19 protein-coding genes are annotated in these 20171 nt (G+C 44.9%); 9 read left to right on the top strand and 10 right to left on the bottom strand.

All coding sequences use genetic code 11. From position 1 onward, the window contains the following. Window positions 1–79: 79 nt before the first annotated feature. Together ACFSKO_RS14400 and ACFSKO_RS14395 are read left to right on the top strand one after the other, a co-directional pair. Complete coding sequence (locus ACFSKO_RS14400; RefSeq protein WP_380252827.1) at window positions 80–1063, top strand: GlxA family transcriptional regulator; 984 nt, start codon at window positions 80–82, stop codon at window positions 1061–1063. 113 nt (window positions 1064–1176) lie between these two features. Further along, window positions 1177–1641, top strand: coding sequence for a hypothetical protein (locus tag ACFSKO_RS14395; protein ID WP_380252825.1), 465 nt, complete (start codon window positions 1177–1179; stop codon window positions 1639–1641). 29 nt (window positions 1642–1670) lie between these two features. Here ACFSKO_RS14395 and ACFSKO_RS14390 read toward each other — a convergent pair whose 3' ends face one another. Genes ACFSKO_RS14390 through ACFSKO_RS14375 form a run of 4 tightly spaced genes read right to left on the bottom strand, consistent with a single transcriptional unit; the run spans window position 1671 to window position 5759 of the window. Beyond that, entirely contained in the window at window positions 1671–2636 is a 966-nt protein-coding gene (locus ACFSKO_RS14390) for a metal ABC transporter permease (protein ID WP_380252823.1), read from the bottom strand. Next, window positions 2636–3868, bottom strand: coding sequence for a metal ABC transporter permease (locus tag ACFSKO_RS14385; RefSeq protein ID WP_380252821.1), 1233 nt, complete (start codon window positions 3866–3868; stop codon window positions 2636–2638). Before ACFSKO_RS14385 ends, ACFSKO_RS14390 begins: the two co-directional genes overlap by 1 nt. Before the next feature lie 49 nt (window positions 3869–3917). Further along, window positions 3918–4730, bottom strand: a complete 813-nt coding sequence (locus ACFSKO_RS14380; RefSeq protein WP_380252819.1) for a metal ABC transporter ATP-binding protein — start codon at window positions 4728–4730, stop codon at window positions 3918–3920. A gap of 18 nt (window positions 4731–4748) precedes the next feature. After that, a complete protein-coding gene (locus tag ACFSKO_RS14375; protein WP_380252817.1) occupies window positions 4749–5759 on the bottom strand; it encodes a metal ABC transporter solute-binding protein, Zn/Mn family in 1011 nt (336 codons plus the stop codon). Between the two features lie 349 nt (window positions 5760–6108). On the opposite strand from ACFSKO_RS14375, the gene mntR reads away from it, so the two are divergent. The 3 genes from mntR (at window position 6109) to ACFSKO_RS14360 (ending at window position 9272) form a co-directional block, all read left to right on the top strand. Beyond that, entirely contained in the window at window positions 6109–6561 is a 453-nt protein-coding gene (gene mntR / locus ACFSKO_RS14370) for a manganese-binding transcriptional regulator MntR (RefSeq protein WP_380252815.1), read from the top strand. A 178-nt stretch (window positions 6562–6739) separates the two neighbouring features. Then, window positions 6740–7345, top strand: coding sequence for a superoxide dismutase (locus ACFSKO_RS14365; protein WP_380252813.1), 606 nt, complete (start codon window positions 6740–6742; stop codon window positions 7343–7345). A 232-nt stretch (window positions 7346–7577) separates the two neighbouring features. Beyond that, the gene (locus ACFSKO_RS14360; RefSeq protein ID WP_380252811.1) at window positions 7578–9272 is read left to right on the top strand and encodes a hypothetical protein; all 1695 of its coding nucleotides are present in this window, start codon (window positions 7578–7580) and stop codon (window positions 9270–9272) included. Between the two features lie 78 nt (window positions 9273–9350). On the opposite strand, the gene ACFSKO_RS14355 is transcribed toward ACFSKO_RS14360, so the two are convergent. Beyond that, complete coding sequence (locus ACFSKO_RS14355) at window positions 9351–9701, bottom strand: hypothetical protein (protein ID WP_380252810.1); 351 nt, start codon at window positions 9699–9701, stop codon at window positions 9351–9353. Between the two features lie 189 nt (window positions 9702–9890). On the opposite strand from ACFSKO_RS14355, the gene ACFSKO_RS14350 reads away from it, so the two are divergent. Beyond that, window positions 9891–11093: a phosphoglycerate kinase gene (locus tag ACFSKO_RS14350; protein ID WP_380252808.1), complete on the top strand. Its 1203-nt coding sequence runs from the start codon at window positions 9891–9893 to the stop codon at window positions 11091–11093. Between the two features lie 41 nt (window positions 11094–11134). Here ACFSKO_RS14350 and ACFSKO_RS14345 read toward each other — a convergent pair whose 3' ends face one another. The 4 genes from ACFSKO_RS14345 to ACFSKO_RS14330 form a co-directional block, all read right to left on the bottom strand. After that, on the bottom strand, window positions 11135–11494 hold the full coding sequence (locus ACFSKO_RS14345) for an AzlD domain-containing protein (RefSeq protein WP_380252806.1): 360 nt from the start codon (window positions 11492–11494) through the stop codon (window positions 11135–11137). Continuing rightward, on the bottom strand, window positions 11494–12243 hold the full coding sequence (locus tag ACFSKO_RS14340) for an AzlC family ABC transporter permease (protein ID WP_380252804.1): 750 nt from the start codon (window positions 12241–12243) through the stop codon (window positions 11494–11496). Before ACFSKO_RS14340 ends, ACFSKO_RS14345 begins: the two co-directional genes overlap by 1 nt. 145 nt (window positions 12244–12388) lie before the next feature. Beyond that, window positions 12389–13954, bottom strand: coding sequence for a PAS domain-containing sensor histidine kinase (locus ACFSKO_RS14335; protein WP_380252802.1), 1566 nt, complete (start codon window positions 13952–13954; stop codon window positions 12389–12391). Continuing rightward, complete coding sequence (locus ACFSKO_RS14330) at window positions 13954–15117, bottom strand: DUF2336 domain-containing protein (RefSeq protein WP_380252800.1); 1164 nt, start codon at window positions 15115–15117, stop codon at window positions 13954–13956. The genes ACFSKO_RS14335 and ACFSKO_RS14330 overlap by 1 nt, the downstream gene beginning before the upstream one ends. Window positions 15118–15560: 443 nt before the next feature. On the opposite strand from ACFSKO_RS14330, the gene ACFSKO_RS14325 reads away from it, so the two are divergent. From ACFSKO_RS14325 to ACFSKO_RS14315, 3 genes are all read left to right on the top strand, one after another. Further along, window positions 15561–15851, top strand: coding sequence for a hypothetical protein (locus ACFSKO_RS14325; RefSeq protein ID WP_380252798.1), 291 nt, complete (start codon window positions 15561–15563; stop codon window positions 15849–15851). 267 nt (window positions 15852–16118) lie between these two features. Next, entirely contained in the window at window positions 16119–16670 is a 552-nt protein-coding gene (locus ACFSKO_RS14320; RefSeq protein ID WP_380252796.1) for an NUDIX hydrolase, read from the top strand. A 291-nt stretch (window positions 16671–16961) separates the two neighbouring features. Then, complete coding sequence (locus ACFSKO_RS14315; RefSeq protein ID WP_380252794.1) at window positions 16962–19070, top strand: methyl-accepting chemotaxis protein; 2109 nt, start codon at window positions 16962–16964, stop codon at window positions 19068–19070. 91 nt (window positions 19071–19161) lie between these two features. On the opposite strand, the gene ACFSKO_RS14310 is transcribed toward ACFSKO_RS14315, so the two are convergent. Continuing rightward, complete coding sequence (locus tag ACFSKO_RS14310) at window positions 19162–20070, bottom strand: LysR family transcriptional regulator (protein ID WP_380252792.1); 909 nt, start codon at window positions 20068–20070, stop codon at window positions 19162–19164. Between the last annotated feature and the right edge of the window lie 101 nt (window positions 20071–20171).

Here is a 20171-nt window from a genome sequence, read left to right as displayed (position 1 = left end):
AGAACGAGTATTGTCGTTTTAGGGTAAAAGCGACAATACCAATATGTAAGAATGCCTATTAACGGGAGTGATAGAGAAAATGTTTCCAGAGCCAAAAGAAGGATTTACCCGTCGCGTTGGATTTTTACTTTTGCCTGGGTTTTCTATGAACTCGTTCACCTTTGCAATGGAGCCGCTGCGAGTTGCCAACAAAGTCGCCCGCAAAGAACTCTACGATTGTCCTGTCTATTCTTTAGATGGGGAAAATGTGGAAGCTTCGAATGGCTTACGTTTGGAAGTATTGGGTAATCTCCATGAAGCAGGTGAACCGGAAAATATCATCCTGTGTGGAGGCCACAATATTTCAGCTTTTGAATCTGAAAATTTGATTTCATGGCTAAGAACACTTGGGCGGCAGGGAAAAATCATTGGTGCGCTCTATACTGCTTCTTATTATTTGGCCAAGGCTGGATTGATCGATAATACGAAATGTGCTGTGCATTGGGAGTACCTCTCAGCCTTTAACGAAACCTTCCCTGAAATCGAGACCTCGAATGAGCTTTTCGAAGTCAGCCCCAAGGGGTTCACATGTGTTGGGGGAACTGCTGGATTGGATATGATGCTGAATTTCATATCTGACTTACATGGCTTCGAATTGGCAAGAATGGTTGCTGATCAGTTTGTCCACGAACGGATCCGCGATCGCCGTGAATTCCAGTACTTTGGCCTTTCTGCACGTTATTCTATTCAAGATCAACGGCTCTTGCGGGTCATTCAGATTATGGAAGACCATCTGGAAGAGCCATTGGGATTGGAAGAGCTTTCAAAAATTGCGGGATCTTCTCGTCGCCAGTTGGAGCGGATGTTCAGTAAACAATTTAATAAATCACCCGCCAGATATTATAGTGAGCTTAGGCTTTATCGAAGCCGCCAACTTATCATGCAAACCAAGATGAGAATTATCGAGGTTGCTTTGGCGTGCGGGTATAATTCTTCTGCACATTTTTCCCGCTGCTACCGTAATTTTTTTGGGTGTACGCCTCTATCTGAAAGAAAATTGCCTGCCGCTGGAGAACAAATTTAGGTACGGGAAGTTAGCTTAAGTAATAAGTACAATCACTGAATCCTATTTTAGCCGCTTTTTCTCTATACTGTACCAAATAAAGAAAATGAAAGCCAAATAAAGGGATTGTATTGATGCAAGGTTCTAAGTTGAAAGATCTAAGTGCTGTGATGGTTGCCTTTGCTCTCGGGCTCGCTGTTTCAAGCCTATCAGGCGTGGTCCCGGCTCAAGCATCACAAGCTTCTCAAGAGCAGGTTTTGGAAGATGTCATTAGCGATATAGAAAAAACGGTTATCAATCGTTATTTTGGCAAAGATGAAGTCTCTACCGATAAATCCAAAAAGCATAAGGGGAAGAAAAAAGGCTTACCTCCTGGGCTTGCAAAGAAAGGGAGTTTACCTCCAGGCCTGCAAAAACAGCTTGATGAAAAGGGAGTTCTACCTCCAGGGTTGGCAAAACGTGACCTGCCTTCAAATTTAAGGAGTAGCTTGCCAAGGCGTGCAAATAGTAAATTTGTTATCGTTGATGATGATGTTGTTCTCATCGATATTCTTACCAATAAGGCCTTGGACGTTCTTGAAAATGTTCTGACTAAATGACATTAACATGCTTCGTTGATAGATAATCTTTATATTTGAGAAGGGGTTTGCATTGCTTTTCGTTGTTTTAAAAAGCGCCCCAGAGTCCCGTGATTGGGTGCAAAAATCATAGATATCCCTTGAAGGATACAGGCGATGACAGCAATCATTCCCGCAGCATTTAAAGCATAGTCTGCACCGAGTAGAAATGGACCAAAAGCTGCAAAAAGATATCCTAGTGACCCAGATAGAAGAGCAAACCCGGCGGAAAGAATTAACTGTGAGCTAAGACGATCAGTCCACATCCGAGCTGTGGCCGCGGGACATATAAACATTGCAATGACCAAAATTGATCCGACAGCATCAAAGGCTGCAACGGCCGAAGTTGCTGTGACAACAATCAGCCCAATAGAGATGTACTTGGCGTTAAATCCCAAGGATGTTGCCATGGCAGGATCAAAGGTTGAGATTTTTAATTCTTTGAAGAAGATTATGATGACGAGAAGAACAGCTAGGGTGACAAAGGCCAAGCGGCGAATACTTCCTGGCATTTGTTCCAGACCTTTTGTCGTGAAAATATCTGACCAGTTATTCAAACCAAACCACAGAGTAGATTCTAAATTACCGTAAAGGGCGTGTTCCACGTCAAGATGAACTCCTGATGCGCCAGTTTGTTCAAGGATAAGAACACCGAGGGCAAACATTGAGGTGAAAACTACCCCCATTGCCGCGCCGGGTTCAACATTACCAAGGCGCCGAATAAGCTCGATTAGCAAAGCCGAAATAAGTGCTGCGGCCAAAGCTCCAAGCAGCATGGGGATTGTGTCCAGTGTCCCGGAAAGAAGATAGCCGACCACAATCCCAGGAAGTACCACATGGCTCATGGCGTCGCCGATCAGGCTCTGTTTTCTTAAGACCAGAAAATTTCCTGGTAAGCCGCAGCATAACCCGGCAAGACAGGCAACAAGTAGGGCAGGGAAATCAATCTGAAGGAAATCAGCGAGAGGCAGATCCATTAGCTGATATCCTTTTGTAAGCATCCGGGGATACTTTGATGAGAGATCGAGTCTTCCAATTCTTTTATCAAATCAATCGAAAGTACATCTGTAATCATTGCGAGCGACCATTTATTTTGAGCAAAGGCCTCTTCTGGATAATCGCTCAGATATTGGTTCCAGAGAGCTTGATCGTGAGCCATCTCGGTTACTGTTTGCTGCCCTCTAATTGTTAGTTCTCCAGAATTTTGAATAATTCCTTCTCTTTTTAACAGTAGGTGTTGAGAAAGAGGAAGTATCATTTGTCCTTTATGGAGAGAGAGTAACGCCCGCCGCCGGGAGATTTTTAAGCGAAATGATAATTGGCGTAAGGCGACAGCAACGACGCCCCGCTTGGGAGCAAAAAGAAGAGACAGCGTGAAAATAGACGTGGCTGTCAGTACGATAGTTGCTCCAGAGGGAAGGTCCGGGGTTAGCGCCGATAGCGCTGCGCCGAGATAGCAACTTAAACCACCTGTGAAAGCAGAGATGGCAACCATCAAGCCCAAACGATCCGTCCAAAAACGTGCCGCAACTGGTGGGATAATAACCAAGGCGATGATAAGAATGAGACCAACCGTTTTTAGGCCAATTACCACTACAGCCAAAAGTAAGGCCATCATCATAAGATCAATTTTGTTTACCGCCCAACCACGAGAAGCTGCATAGTCTGGATCAAAGCATACCAGTCCAAATTCTTTCATGAACAGAATTGCGAGCACGGTTATTGCAAGAGCAGAAAAAGCAATCATTTCAGCTTCACTTTGAAGCATGCTGGCGGTAGAACCCAAAAGGTAACTTTCCAAACCAGCTTGGCTTCCGCTTTTAAGGGTTTGGATATAACTCATCAAGACCACACCAAGGCCGAAAAAAGAACTGAGGACAGTTCCAATTGCAGAGTCTTCTGGAAGGCGGGTGTTGTCTTTTATCCACTGTACCAAAAGCACGCCGATTATCCCGCTCAAGGTTGATCCAATCATAAGGAAAGGGAGGCTTTTTCCTGTTCCTGTAAGCGCGAGAGCAACGAGAAAGCCCAAGGTAATCCCCGGCAGGGTCGCGTGACTGATTGCATCACTTATAAGGGCGCGTTTCCTCAAAAGGGAAAATACCCCAACAACCCCGCCTGCAGTTCCCAATAAGCCGGATCCAAGCAAAACAACATTGGTGTTATAGCCGCTTTGGAAGCTTAAAATTTCAAAGAGATCGTGAAGCACTGACACACCTTAATAAACACACAAAATGGAATGGCTCTAATGGAAAGAGTTATTCACTCGCCATCGAAACAAGGCCTGAAAGTTCTGAAGGTGCCAAACGCCCACCATAGGCGCGTTGTAAATTCTCAGAGGTGAAAGCTTCAGCCATTGGGCCGCTTGCAACAGGACGTACGTTAAGGATCAGTGCGTGATCAAAATAATCAGGGGCCGATTGCAAATCATGGTGGACGCAAATAACGGTCTTACCCTGATCTTTTAATCTTTTGAGGATATTGATGATTGCACGTTCTGTTGCTGCATCTACACCAACAAAGGGCTCATCCATGAAGTACAGCAAAGCATCCTGCGCGAGGGCCCGGGCGAGAAAAACACGTTGTTGTTGGCCACCTGATAGTTGGCCAATTTGTCGATCAGCAAAATCCGCCATGCCGACCTTCTCCAAATAGGACAGAGCTTCTTGCTTGTGGGCTTTGCGTACGGGTCGTAACCAACCAATCTTGCCATAGAGGCCCATTGTTACGACATCGAGAGCTGACGCTGGGAAATCCCAATCGACGCTACCACGCTGAGGGACATACCCAATCAACTTGCGTTGTTGATCGACAGGTTTGCCATAAACAGTTATTTCCCCAGATAATTTAGGGATAAGTCCAAGGGCAGCTTTGATGAAGGTGGATTTTCCTGCGCCATTGGGGCCGACGACAGCAACGAGGCCCTGCTCTGGAGCGACAAAAGAGAGATCCCAAACTACAGGTTTATGATGGTAGGCAACAGACAGTCCTTCAATGGCAAGCGGCGCCCGCTTTGCTTCATCGGATGTTAGCGACTTAGGCGGTTGGAGCTTTAGAAGTTTTGCGATCATCAAGAAAATCCTCTCGCCTTATTCGGCGGCGCTTTGCGCAAGAGTTAACTGTTCACTCATTCCGGCAACAGGCGCTACCCCACCCAGCGCGCGGCTGATTACAGTGGAGTTGTGATCAAGCATACCAATGTAGGTACCTTCATATGTGCCTGCCGGTCCCATGGCGTCTGAAAAGAGGGTGCCGCCAATACGAATGGAGTGCCCCCGGGCTTGTGCGCCTTCTATCAGGGCACGTACATTACGATCTGCGACGGAACTTTCAACAAACACGGCTTTGAGTTTGCGTGATACAATTAGGTTAACAAGGTTTTCAATTTTTTTGAGTCCAGCTTCACTGGCTGTACTGAGACCTTGGATGCCGATGACTTCAAAGCCATATGCCTCGCCAAAATAATTGAAAGCATCGTGTGCAGAAATAACCACACGCTCGTTTTCAGGAACGGAGGCGAGGACTGTTTCTACATAACCGTTAAGCTGTTCCAACTTTACGAGATAAGTCGCAGCGTTTTTGTCATAGAAGCCGGCGTTTTCAGGATCAAATTTTTTGATAACTTCAAGCGCTTTGGTCGTTACCGCCATCCATTTGCGCACATCCATCCAAACATGAGGGTCGTTTTTGTTGGTGTAATCCTGACTTTTTAGGAGAAGGGATTTATCGATGGATTCCGCTAGGGCGATGACAGGTTTTTTTGTTGCCATGCGTTCGAGAGCATCTTCCATCTGTGCTTCAAGATAGATGCCATTGTAAAGGACAATATCTGCTTTCGTGAGGGCAGCAACGTCGTAACGGTTCATACGATAAGTATGTGGGTCAACGCCTTCACCCATCAGGCTGTCGACGATCATTTTGTCTCCGACAATTTGACTGGCAACGTCGGCAATCTGGGCAATCGTTGTCACGATTACAGGTTTTCCAGTTATAGATTTTTCAGCCACAGTTTTGTCAGATAAGGCAGTCGTGCTTAAGGCGAAGCTTGCAAGGGTACCCATTAGAAGTGCCGTTAAAAATGTAAGCCGTAATCTGGGCATTTTTAAATTCTTTTCCTGTATTCCGTCTTGTAGACGTTGTCGCGGGGTGTAATTGTTGTCTTGTGAATATTTTGTAGCTTAGGCTACATTTGTAGTCAATGGCAATAAGTAACTTAATCATCTTTGTTTCAAAAAGAGATTTTTAGACACGTTAATTCTGCGAATAAGAGGTTGCTTTAAGATTACATACAAAATGGTATTGGCGTTATTTTTGTAAGTTGGGCAAGAATTATGCAAAGGATCTGTCCTTTTACATCTTGGGATCTTTCCTGTAAGTAGGGCGTTAAAAGCAAGACGAGTTAATAAATTTGGCTCTATCCCGACAAAGGCGAAAGGTTTTATACAATTTATGACCTCAAATTCTGATCTTAGTACCTCTGAATTAGAAGATGCTGGGCGACAGGCGGCTAAGTTCGAGCGAGTCCGTGAAGCGCACAAAACTGAAGTTGCTGAAGATTATGTCGAGTTGATAGACGATCTTATTAATGCGAACGGCGAAGCGCGGGTTGTTGAACTTGCAGAACGTATGGGCGTAAGCCACGCCACTGTGAATAAAATTATCGCCAGATTGCAACGCGAAGGGTTGGTTATTTCAAAGCCCTATCGATCAATTTTTTTGACCGATCAAGGGCGAGAAATGGCGACAGCTGCACGCCGACGACACGAAATTGTCGTTCGCTTTCTAAAGGCTGTAGGTGTCAGGGATGAAACTGCTGAGATTGATGCTGAAGGTATTGAGCACCATGTTAGTGAAGAGACTCTGGACTGCCTGTCTGCCTTAACGTTAAAAATAGAGAAATAGACCTTTAATCTACGTTGAATGATCCACATATTAGATTTTTCGCTTTGGCTTTTTCCTGAGAATAAAAAATGAATATCACTTTTCGTAAGATTTTCGCTTTTGATGCTAAGGAAAAAAGAGCTAAAGTGCGGCAGAAAATTGTATAAATCCAAGATTATTTTGAATTGGGGAATGACTCATGGCTCTAGAACTACCAGCTCTTCCATATGCTTACGACGCTTTGGGACCTTTTATGTCTTCTGAAACTCTCGAGTTTCACCACGACAAGCACCACAATGCCTATGTGGTTAATGGTAATAAGCTTCTTGCTGGTACCGATCTTGAAGGCAAGTCTTTGGAAGAAATCGTTAAGGGTTCTTTTGGCGACGCCTCGAAAGCGGGCATTTTCAACAACGCAGCTCAACACTGGAACCACGTTGAGTTCTGGAACATGATGAAGCCAAATGGTGGCGGCTCGATTCCTGGTGAATTAGAGAAAAAGATCGTCGAAGACTTTGGCAGCGTTGACCAGTTCAAGGCTGATTTTGTAAACGCTGGTGTTACGCAATTCGGTTCTGGCTGGTGCTGGTTGGTACTCGATGATAACGGTAAACTTGCTGTAACCAAAACGGCGAATGGCGAAAACCCACTTGTAACGGGTGGTCATGCGCTACTTGGTTGTGATGTGTGGGAGCACTCTTACTACATCGATTATCGTAACGCTCGCCCTGATTATGTCAAAGCGTTTGTTGATAGTCTGGTTAATTGGGAATATGTCGCGGAACGCTTTGCAAAAGCTGTTTAGCATCCTAAAGCGCTTAACTATGAAAAAACGGTCCGAATTTCGGACCGTTTTTTCATGGTGGATCCACATTAAAACGTATGGGATGACACGTACAATAACAGAACACATATCTAGGTGGTTTTCTTTCCTTAGCGATCCTGTTATTTTGCGTTAGATTTTGACTGGGCAGATTGTTGAACTGGGGCGTATCTTCCAGTTTGTACGGCGGGCCTGAAACAGGAAAGTATGTTAGATGAGAGCATTACAGCGGGTTGCTGGATCGATGGTAGCCTTCTTGGCTGGTGTTAGCTCAATGTCATTAAGTGTTCAGGCGCAAGATGTTGGTACTGAAGTTGCTCCAAATCAACTCATTGCTTTTGATGGGAAAGAGTACTCGGGGGCGGCGAAAGTATTTAGTCTCGCTGAAGGGCAACTATACTCTTTTGTTCCTTCATTAGGTGATCTTGCCGGGCGTATTTCCTCATTTAAACTCGGCTCACAAGTTGGGGCGATTCTCTTTGACGAACCCTTGTTTCAGACGACGGACAAATCTTGTACGCCTCTGCTCGGAACCAGAGAAGAACCTCACCTGTTATGGCAAGGGGCTACTGTAGATCTCTTGCCGACAAAGCGTGCCGATGATACGGCATTGGCTTTTGCTGCCCCAAAGGACGATACGTATTCTTCTATGATTGTTTACCGCCGGGATGTGGGGCCACCACCAGGCGTATTGATGCTGCAACGGCTTAATACATACAGCCGTGGCTGTGCAAACGTTTTAGACCAATTAAATTATCGCCGTGCTTTTGTCCCTGCCTGGGAAGGTGGAAAAACAGGTTATTGTCAAAACCTCGTCGGCCCGGAAACTTATGAGAGCGCGCGCGGTACCTATCGTTTTGATAACAGTGATCAATTGGTTTTTATGCATCCTGAAGCTTATGATAAAGCCTACCAGACCGTTAAACACAACGTCAGAGCAACGCTCTATGATTTTCCGGATTGTCAGGGCAATCATGTGACTTTCCCCTTTAAAGCCAAGAGTATCCACAAGTTTAATTTGGCAGATTACGGTTATAAAGGTCGGGCGCGCTCTGTAAAAGTTGAGTATGTTTCTGGCCCTGCTGCTTCAGTTGGAGGGCTTGCTGTGGCATCGGCGCTACCGACGACTGCAATTGTTAAACCTGTCGTATCTGCGCAGCCTTCTGTCCCTGCCGTGGTTGAAACGCCACCTACTCCGATTGTTAAGCCAGCACCGCTGGTTAAGACCGTTCCTGCTACACAAAGTTTACAGGCTGCTCCAACTACAGAAACGGCACCTGTGGCTTCATTGCAATCTCCAAGTCAGTCGTCTGTCGGGCAAACGTCTCCAAGTCAGGTATCCGCGGGGCAGGTCCCATCTCGGCAGGTGCCAGTATATAGTGGTGCAGACGCGGACCTAGCAGCGGCTGGTATTACCCCGGCCGGAGATGATTCTCTTGTTCCTAAGCCTTCGGTTGCTCCTGAAGGTGAGGTTCAACGGCAAGTGATTACTTCAGAATCGCAAAACCCATTGTTTACCCCTTCTTATCAACTATTCGAAGGGCAGGCTGAAGAAAACGTTACTACTCAATCTTTGGGAGCGTCCAGCGGTAGCTCTTCAAATGAAAATTCTTTGGGGAGTCTGCCGACAGAGGCGGCCGCACAAGTCGCTAGTCGTCCAGCCGGGGGAACAACCTTTGAATACCCTGTCTATGATGCCTATCGTTTGAACTATTGTTTGACCCCGGGAACGAATTGTGGGGAACCTGCGGCACGAGAATGGTGTACGAAAAAAGGCTTTTCTAAAGCACTGGCCTGGGTTCGTGATGATAATATTGGTTCGTTGTATCCCACTATGAATATGGGATCAAAACAGGTCTGTTCCAGTTATCGCTGTGACGGATTTAAAGAGCTGACTTGCGGAAATTAAAATTTCTAACCTAAAGATAAACCGTTTGTGACAAAAACAGGGGCAGATGTGAATCTGCCTCTGTTTTTATATAGAGGTCTATTTTTCCGAAATAGTATTGTATATTTCTTGTAATAAGGAGTGGTGTTTTGCAATCGCCTCAGGCCCTTGTTCTGCTCCATGATAAAGATCGAGCTTTTGTAATAGAATAAAAAAACCTGGACGAGGAATTACTGGTTCTCCACGACTAACAGCAAGAGGTGCGAGAGAAATATCACCTTTTAGATGGTCGTCTTGAAATATTTCTTCGAGACAGAGAGTTAACTTGTGGATAGCTTGCGGGCCGGGTATTTCTGCTTCTATCGCCAGCATGCGATAACTGATTACCGTTTTTTGTTTGGCAACAGTTCGTAATGCTTTTTTGATGCGAAATTTAAGATCATCATTCATGATTATAGTTACTCCGGTAATAAACCCAAAAGACCTTCTGTCAGGAACACTGCAGGGTAAAAATTACTGCTTAAGGGGATGCCTCGCTCGGAATTCTTACTTGAATTGAGGGTGGGGACTCTGTACCACTTCCTTAACTAAAAAACGACCTGGGCGCCAGATGTCATTAAAGAATAACAGGAAGTAATCATGAGCCAGTTTAAAACAATTGACGATCTCGAATTGACAGGTAAGCGCGCCTTAGTCCGTGTGGATTTTAATGTTCCCATACGCGATGGAAAAATTACAGATAACAGTCGTATCGTTCGAGTGTTGCCTACAATACAAGACCTTAAAGCCCAAGGGGCTAAAATTGTATTGATGGCGCACTTTGGCCGCCCAAAGGGGACCGTTGTCCCTGATATGAGTTTGGCTTTGGTCGCCAAAGGTCTGTCTGATGCTCTCGGGGGCGAAATAGTTGCCTTTGCAGTAAACTGTATTGGATCTGATGTCGCTACGCTTATTGGAAAAATGGATAACAGCGATATTTTACTTTTGGAAAACTTACGGTTTCATGCTGGCGAAGAAGCAAACGATCCACAGTTCGCGACGGAACTTGCCAAGCTTGGCGATGTTTATATCAACGATGCTTTCTCGGCAGCACATCGTGCGCATGCCTCAACGGAAGCCTTAGCACGTTTACTTCCCGCAGCTGCAGGCCGATTGATGCAAACTGAATTAGAGCACCTTGAGCAGGCGCTTGGTCAACCAAAACGCCCGGTGGCGGCACTGGTTGGGGGGGCGAAAGTTTCGACTAAACTTGAATTGTTGGGAAACTTGGTTGGAAAAGTTGATGTTCTTGTAATTGGCGGAGGTATGGCGAATACCTTTTTGAACGCCCAAGGTATAGAGGTGGGGCGTTCTCTTTGCGAAGTAGATTTGGCTGATACCGCAAGAGCTATTTTAGAAGAGGCAGCCGCGAAGGGATGTAAAATATTACTTCCGAGCGATGTTGTTGTGGCAAGTGACTTGGCGCCAGGTGCGACTGCTTTGACCGTTGCCGCGAATGCTGTACCAGCTGACCAGATGATTTTGGATGCTGGTGTTAACACCGCATTGGAAATTTCAAAGGAGTTGAAAAGTTGTAAAACACTTGTTTGGAACGGCCCTCTTGGTTGTTTTGAAACGGAGCCTTTTGATGCTGCTACTAATGTCGTTGCTCAATGTGCTGCCAAACTCACAAAAGAGGGTTCTCTTCTAACTGTCGCAGGAGGGGGAGACACTGTGTCTGCTTTGATCCATGCCGGGGTGGTTGATGATTTTAGTTATATATCGACGGCTGGTGGAGCTTTCCTAGAGTGGCTTGAAGGCAAAACTCTTCCGGGTGTCAAAGCACTGGAAGATGCAGCTTAAACAAGGTTCTAATTTACGTTGTTTTATAAAAACTGGGCTTCCTATAAGGGGCCCAGTTTTGCCATTAATACCAAAGCGGCCGCTCCGGAAGCAACTCCTGCAAGCAGGTTTCTTCGGGTTAGAAAGAAGACCGCGAGTGATATGGCTGTCGCGCCTGCGCGCTGGCCCATACCAAGTTCTGCCAATGGGCCAATTGGTAAAAGAATCATACGGGCGATCAATCCAGCAAGTAGGGCATAAGCTACACAGGTAACCCATCTGAAAAGTGCTGAATCTTTATCTATTTTACCTGAGACTGCGACGCCCATACCTCTCCAGAAATATGTAACGGCGGCAGCTACCCCAAGAGCGGCCATGGGAGCCATAAACTCTGGTGAAAAGAAGTTTTGAATTTCAGGCATCAGATATTTTTTTTCCGTGGTAAGTATTCGCTGACGATAAATGCAATTGTACCTGCGAACAGGCCTGTTATAAGCAAACTCCAGTTCGGGGTCAGCAGGTAAGTAACCGGGCCGAGTAACGCCCCCAAAATGAGAGCTGTCGGCCTACCTGGTTGGCTGAAATCGGCTAAAAATACCAACATGAAATAGACCGGGTTTAGAAAGACGAGGCCCATTGTAATTTCTGCAGGGAGAATTCCTGGGAGGTGATACCCAATCCAAGTGGAGAGCATGCAGATGCTCCACAAAGGGACGACAAAACCAACAAAATAAGGAAGGCGTTGCTCTTCAGGTAATTTAGGACACTGCTTCATAGCAGCAGCCCATCCTGTGACGGCTATGAAGTTACAGAGAAAATAATAGACGATTTTTGGTGTGGTTTTGTTTTTGATAAAGGGCAATAAAACAATTGTCATAGGCATTAGGCGACAGTTAATCAGGCCAACTGCGACAGCGATAGATAAGAGGGATGCATTAATCGCATAAAGTTCCATCGTAGCGATCTGGCCAGGAATGGCCCAGTTCACAGCTGTCGAAATTAAAGCGTGCCAAACTTCTAGACCTGTTTCACTGACCAGTGCCCCAAAACCCATGTAAGTACTGCCTAGGATGATAGCAGGTATCGCGATGGCATCTTTGCACCCCTTAATATAGGCTGCCTGTTTAGAGCCTAAATCGTCTCTAAATTCTTGTTTTGTTTGGCTTTGCATAGGTTGGTATGGACTCCGGTAGTAAACACAGGAGGGCAAAACTTAGCACAGCAAATTATGTAGCGGCAGGTTTTTTACTTCGCAGATACAAAAAAATATTGCGACGCAGCAATATACAAATTTGGAATAAGACAAATATTGAAATTTATGCGGGAAGGATGCGTGAAGCGGGAAGAACGCACTTAACAGTGGTGCCTTTTCCGGGCTTGCTGGTCATGGAAAGCTCACCACCGTGAAGTCGTACCAATCCCAAAGCGAGAGGAAGACCCAAACCTGTTCCATCAAACTGTCGGCTAAGGGTACTGTCTATCTGGGCGAAGGGCTCAAATGCCTTTGGGATATCTTCTTCTGCCATGCCGATACCCGTATCCATAACGATAAATTCAAAGTCGCCGTCATCATTAATGCCTCCGGACAATTCAACAATCCCGCCAGAAGGAGTGAATTTGACTGCATTGGCCAGAATATTGATAAGTACTTGCTTCATTTTGCGTTGATCAGCGTGAATCATAGGAAGTTTAGAAGGCAGGGATAGTTTTAATTTAAGGCCCGCATTCTCAGCACGCTCTATCATCAGGCGCTGGACCGAAACCGCTAGCTGGAGTGGGTCGGTGGTATCTTCAAGTAACTCAAGCTTCCCGGCTTCAATCTTTGCGACATCCAAGATGTCATTAATAACACTGAGTAAATGCCGTGCAGAGGCATGAATGTCATGAGAGTATTCGTGGTATTGTTTGTTTCCTAACGGGCCGAGAAGTTGTGACGACATCATTTCAGAAAAGCCAATGATTGCATTGAGAGGCGTTCGCAACTCATGGCTCATGTTTGCCAGAAATTCAGATTTTGCCCTGTTTGCAACTTCGGCATGCTCTTTGGCGACACGTAAGGCACCTTGTTGGTATTGTTGTTCGGTTACATCTCTGGCACTACCGCGATAGCCAGCGTACTCTCCGGTGTCATTAGTATAAAATGGCAATCCGCTAACAAGAAAAAGACGTTCTTCATCAATGCGATTTTTGATGGTGAGTTGTTGATCTCTAAAGGGTTGGCGGAGGTCTTTAATCTTTATGTCACCAAACAGATAAGTCTCTTCTGTGATGATGTCTTTGATGTTTCGCCCGAGCAATTCGCTTGGGTGAAATCCCAAGGCTTTTTGAACTTGAGGAGAGGCGTAAGTGATTCTCAGATTTTTATCAGTTTCCCAAGTCCAGTCTGAAACCAGCCGTGACATATCTGTGAGCCGGCTTTGCAGGGCCGCCAATGTATCTTTGATTTGCACATTTTCGTCATTGGAACGTAGGACAACAGCCGTGGCTCCGGGTTGATTGTTTATGCTATCGATGAAGTGATAAGACGCAAGGTAATGCTTTACCTTGCCATCAGCTAAAATGGTATATTCATCAGGATTTGCCCCGCCGGCCTGTTTTATAGCTTCAATTTCTGCAGGGCTATAAGGAGGGGCAATAGCGTTTTCAATTAATCCGGTGTCAGCGATCGCATCGGCAATTTTTTCGAAAGCATCATTGGCAAAGATTATTTGGCCTTCATAACTGATGACGCAGGTCGGAGGGCCATTGTGGACGATATCGTTTTTTAATACCGATATAGCTTCGAAAGCCCCACTTAAATTATGAGGTAACCCGACCATCTTTTTCTTTTGATCCAGGTCTTTCTGCAATTTGACAATGCGGCCTTTAGTTTCTTTTGCCATCAAGATGCTCTGGCTCCAGCTGCTGATTTTTCAGATAAAGCTGTCTGTTCAATGTCTTTGACGGCCTCTTGGTATTTAGGATCCATCTTCCAACTGTCTGCAATCAGCTTGGCGTCTTCTTGTTTAACTTTATCATAGATCAGCATAGCTCTTGATAAGTCCCGAGGGTCGGTTTTCATCCCTTGGGGACTTCCTTTTCGGCTCAAGAGGAATATGGAGGCGAACGTCTGTTTGGGAATGCTCATGGAAAGGCAAAGAATAGCGATTCCTTCACCTTTCGTTTTGTAGAGCGCTTTTTGTATTCCGGCGGGACGAAAGCCACTCATTTCACAAAACATTGTTTCGAAAAGTTCGATTTCGCCCTGTCGTAGAGCTTGGACCAATGCATCCGAAGTTAATAGATTATTTTTTTGTAGGCTGTGTGCGAGCTTGATCGCTGGAGTTTCCTTTTGGGCGACCAGTTTGTCATGATCAACCAACTTGTGAACGCCAGCCTGGATTTTATTATCAAGATCCTGAATGTCGACGGGGAAATTTCGAACAATATGGGCTCGTAAGGAAGCCGATACCCACCAATACATACGCTCGGCAAGGTGGGGAGGTAAGTCATCACGATTAATAAGTGGTTCTTGGAAATCATCAATTCGACGGGATTGGTCTGTCAGATATTCAAGGGTTAGCTCTGACACCGCGGCATTTTGATTCTCTAAAAGCATCTTGATGACATCTTTTTTCCCCGTATTAACGAGAGCGTCTGAGACATCAGCACTGAGTTCGTTTCGCATTGCTATGGAAAGTTGGTGTTGATGTGTCCGTGTTTTGATAATGTCGACCAAATCCTGATCTTCAACAATGCTACTTTCGAGAAGAATAGGTCGGGCAACTTCAATATCATCATTCGCGAGCATTAGGATTAATTCGTGAGGAACGGTTTTTGTTGCCGATAATTCTTCGCTTAATGCCTTGCGGACGACAATTTCGATGTCACTGATAAGTTTACCGAGAATGTCGGTCATAAGCGCGCGCTCAAGCTCAGATAAGGCACGTTCTTCTTCTGAGAAGAGTTTCCCTATGGTACGAGCAAGCGCTTCGCGGCCTTTGACCGAGCGGTCCAAAGCCATCGAAAGTAATTTCTGCAGGTTCGTATCTTGGTCCTTTGGCAAAGGAACCCCCGCTTTCTTTAACCCCGTTTGCGCTACATGCGCGTTAACAACCATTATTGGTTGATTATTTTTCCAGTAATAAAGAGAATCCGCGCTCAGGCAGTTTCATTTATGATGGAAAACTACGATGGAATTTATGAACATAACCTTAATTTATATCAAAACATATAAGTATGGTGCTGTTCAGTTATTTGGGGAATTAAATATGTAGGTATGCATTAGTACGAATCGTTAAGTATATAAACTTAACAAAACTGTCACATCTTGGTATGGCTTCAAGTAATCGTTGGTAAATGAAACAATCTGACTCTCCTTTTTTGATTTTGGTATTTGTGGTTTAAGTTTTTCACCCATAAATAGTTACGGGCTATTTTAATGAAGGTTTGATTTGGTTATTACAAAGGTTAACTGATTTTTTACTCAAGAATGGCAATATTCGCTTTATGAAAGTTACAAATAAACAAGATTTTAACGCTCAAAATCTCGATGCATCAGGTCGAGTATCGTTGGATCGAGGCAATAAGTTACCGAGTAAATCACTCACCACGCAGGCTTTTAAAAAAGAAGATCCTGCGACGGTAAGAACTGTTCCAAAAATTCTGAAGCCCTTTACTGGTGACCTCAGAGCGCTTGGGGTTAGGGAATTGCTCAAAGAGCTTTTTGATGCGGCGAAAGTGGCTGCTGAATCAGGCCGGATCCTTCGACGTGGTTCATTTCTAAATATTACGGTATAGAAATTGAAAGTTAATATCGTTCTTTAGCGTAAGCACCTGTCGGTTACTTTGGGCTGCAACGCGTAAACTATGCATTACGCCGAACTTAATAGAATGCAGATTTCGTCGTTGGAGAACAAAGGTGGCTACCGGTATTGTTTGAAGTAAATAATTGCCCATCTTCGAAATTATCAAATCAATCTTGAAACTGTAACCAAATCTGGAATTTTTAATAACTCGCTGGACAATAAGCTTGATGGATGGAGACGGCCTCGGCAAACTGAGGATATGAGTGATGATCATCTCCATATCCCTGTCGATGCGGCGTTTTCGCGCCGCGTACCTATCCATGACGACCGAGAACGTTTGGTTTGTGATTCTTGTGAGTATGTTATCTATGAGAACCCCAAGATAGTTGTTGGGGTCGTGGCTACTTGGCAAGGTAAAATTTTGTTGGTTAAGAGGGCGATTGAGCCTCGTAAGGGCTTTTGGACTCTTCCTGCGGGTTATTTGGAATTGAATGAATCAGCTGAAGACGGTGCTTGTCGCGAGGCATGGGAGGAAGCAAGGGCAAAATTGGTTATCAACCAGGTTATGGCCGTTTATTCAATTCCTCGGATAAGTCAGATTCAGATTATCTATCGTGCAGCTTTGACGACACCAGATATTGGACCGGGACCCGAAAGCCAAGAAGTTGGCCTTTTTACTTGGCAAGATATTCCTTGGGATCAGATTGCTTTTCCTTCGGTTCATTGGGCGCTGCGGCAATACGATCAGATTAAAAATCAAAAGGCTTTTCCTTCATTTACAAACCCAACGGGAGAAGGTGAGGTGATTTGAAAAATGGCAAGATGTTAATAGGCCTGATCATATATGGAGGATTACATACTTATGGTTATCTACAATGGCTGTAAATTTAACGTATAGGCAGTAATTATAATTACTATAGGTTAAAGCAATGATTATTGTCGTTTGTAGTAAAACCATAATATGAATTCGATATAAGTTGTTTTTTTTATTTAATTTTAGTTTTAATCATTTTGTTAGTTACTTGTTAAATTTTTTAGTCATACCTTCCATACTGGCAGGAGAAATGAGTTCGCCTTAAGTCCGTTGGTATGGAGTATGTAAATGTTGTCTAGAGCCCTTACAATTCGCAACAGCCTGTATGCAGTTGCTTTAATTTTGACAGGTCTTGTTATCTATCAGGCCGCCAGTTCTTTTCTTCGGGACTGGGGAGATTACCAAGATGCTCAGGCAACTCTTGAATACAATCGTGTCGAAGGACAGCTAATTACTGCGGCAAAATTCTGGGCAGAAGAAAGGGCGCTTTCTTCTGTTGCGATTGCATCAAGTAAAGAGATTACCAGTACAGAGCAGCAGGTTATTGTTACGGCACGAGCAAAAGCGGATGAAAATTATCTGCAAGCAATCGACTGGTTACAAGCGAATGCTGTTTTTGCTGATAAAGAGGCCGTTTTACAAAAAGCCCAGAGTATACATGGCGGGCTTCTAGAAATTCGCCCCTTGATCGATACCTACGTATCAGTTCCTAAATTTCAAAGAGATCGTAAAGTTGGAACGGCGGCCGAGCCCGCGATAACCGGTATGATTATGGCCTCAAAAGAATTGCGTGAACGTGCTGCCTTTCAACCAACTAAATCAGGGGCAGACTTTAATACGGTTCAGCAACTTAAAGACAGTGCCTGGATCATGAGTGAATATGCCAGTCGAGAAAAAGCGGGTTTGGCTTATGCAATCTCAAAAAAAGTTAAATTACGTGGAACTCGGCTCCAGAATTTTTATACGGATCGGGGGCGGTTGGAGATCGCATGGCAAGACTTCTTGGCGTATGCAGCGAAACCGAGTGCGACAATTGAGATCGTAGATGTTGTCAAAACATTAGAGGGAAGCTTTTTTAGCCCTGATGATTATCAAGCCCTCAGAGAGGATATCTTTAAGAAGGGCATTCGGGGTGATGATTATCCTATGGATGAAACGAGTTGGTCGAAAAAATCAGAAAGCTCGATCGCGCCGATTTGGGCGTTAGTGGATCTGACAACCACGAGTTCTGTGAGTTTGGCAAATGAAGCTGCTGCTGAGAGTTGGAATAGGATGATTGCTGCTGCGGTCATTCTTTCGATTGGGGTCGCTGCGGGACTGTTGTCATTCTGGATTGTTACTGTTCGGGTTATTTTTCCCGTGAAATCGATTACGTCGTCGATGCAAGAGCTGGTCGATGGTAATCTTGAAGTGGAAATTAAAGGGGCGAGTGGCCACGATGAAATCGCAGAAATGGCCCGTGCGGTTCTGGTTTTCCGTGATAATGCTGCAGAAGTGAAAAAGCTTGAAGAAGAGCATGCTGCGGTCGCCAAACGAAATGAAAAAGAAAAGCGTCAGGCCATGATTGATTTGGCAGATCGTTTTGAAAATGAAGTCAAAGGCATTGTGCAAACAGTGTCTTCTGCGGCGACGGAAATGCGTAGTACATCTGAGGGGATGCAAGAAACTGCAGGAAATACCTCTCAACAAGCTGTTGCGGTAACGTCTGCATCAGAAAATGCTTCTGGTAATGTGCAGACAGTTGCAGCCGCGGCGGAAGAGCTTTCAAGTTCTATTAATGAAATCAGTCGACAAGTCAGCCAATCTACGTCGATTGCTCAAGATGCTGTTGCAAGGGCAGATGATGCCAACCAGCAGGTCAGCGGACTTCTTGAAGCTTCAACAAAGGTCGGGGAAGTTATTAAACTAATTTCTGATATTGCTGAACAAACAAACCTGTTGGCATTGAATGCGACGATTGAAGCCGCACGAGCTGGTGATGCAGGGAAAGGTTTTGCTGTTGTTGCGAGTGAAGTAAAGAACCTTGCGACCCAAACTGCAAAAGCGACCGAGGACATTGCTCAACAAATAATGGGTATCCAAGGGGCAACAGACACAGCTGCTGATTCGATTGGCAAAATTACAGGCACGATAGAGCAAATCAATGAAATTACGGCTTCGGTGGCTGCGGCTGTTGAAGAGCAGGGGGCTGCGACATTGGAGATTTCCCGAAATGTTCAAGAGGCTGCGGTTGCCACAGGCGAAGTTTCAACAACCATATCAGATGTGACCAGTGGCGTTGAGGAAACGGGTCGTGCCGCACAGGATGTTTTGAGCGCAGCATCTGAACTTTCAAAACAATCGGAAATGCTCAATGCTCAGGTTGATGATTTTATTCACCAAATTAGAGAGGCTTAAAGCCGATCCAATCTAATCTAATCTAATCTAATCATATAAAGCTTTTGTGAAGGCTTCAATCTCTCATCTAGAGAAGGGTTGGAGCCTTTCTCTATGAGCATTGTTTCTTCTCAGGAGAAACAATGCCCTTCAAAAAGGCGCGTAGTACCGGGGAAGGATGAGTTCCTGCGCGGGATGCTATTTCAAAAGTTGATATATAGCTCTGACTTTGAGGGTAAAGAGATTTGATCTCCCCTGAATTGACCCATTTTTCTGCATAGTGATCTGGTAAGTGGGCAAGAAAATGCCCTGACAGAACCAGATATACCAAGCCTTCCATATGATAGGATATGGCTCCTGATGGCGCAGTGTTCAAATTAGAGGGGTGTGGGCGCCCCGCTGTGTAGCCTCGCTGGGCAATCCGATGTTCTTTCAAATCGATTGTTTGTAACTCTTTTTCTTTCATCGCAAAGAGAGAATGTTTCGATCCGCAATACAGGCTCTGGCGTTCATCAAACAGTGGCTGATAATTGATGCCTTGCAGGTGACGAGGAAAAGCGCCAATGACAATGTCCAGGCGTTGTTCTAACAGTTCTCTCTCTAGCAAGTTGGGGGAAAGAACATTGATCAATATTTCTATTTCTCCCTCCATGTTGAACAATTTTTCGAGTGCTTGTGTAATGGGAGAGGTTGGATGTGTAACGAGATTATCTGCAAGCCCGAGGGACAGTTTACCGCTGAGCTCTTGCCTCAAATCATACACTTCATTGTTGAAGCCATCAATTTGACGGAACAAGGTTTGGGCTGCTTTATAAACTCGTTCGCCATCTTTTGTCAGAGAGAAACCACTCCGTCCTCTTTGGCACAGTCGAAGTCCCAAGCGCGTTTCCAAATCTGACATTTGGGTGCTGATCGTGGAGACGCTGATATTAAGTTCGGCCTGAGCAGTGGAAAAGCCTCTACAATCGGCGACGGTGAGGAAAACGCGCAATTGTCTGAGGTCTATAGTGTCTAACCGCATAGTTTGAAATTTCCAAAAGTTATGTTCATTACATTTGAATTTATAGAAATTAAGGAATGATCAAAACTAAAGAATGAGATTTCGTGAAATAGGGAAAATTA

The organism is Kiloniella antarctica (assembly GCF_042682825.1).
GTDB lineage: Bacteria > Pseudomonadota > Alphaproteobacteria > Kiloniellales > Kiloniellaceae > Kiloniella > Kiloniella antarctica.
This window is presented reverse-complemented; position numbering and strand designations above follow the sequence as displayed.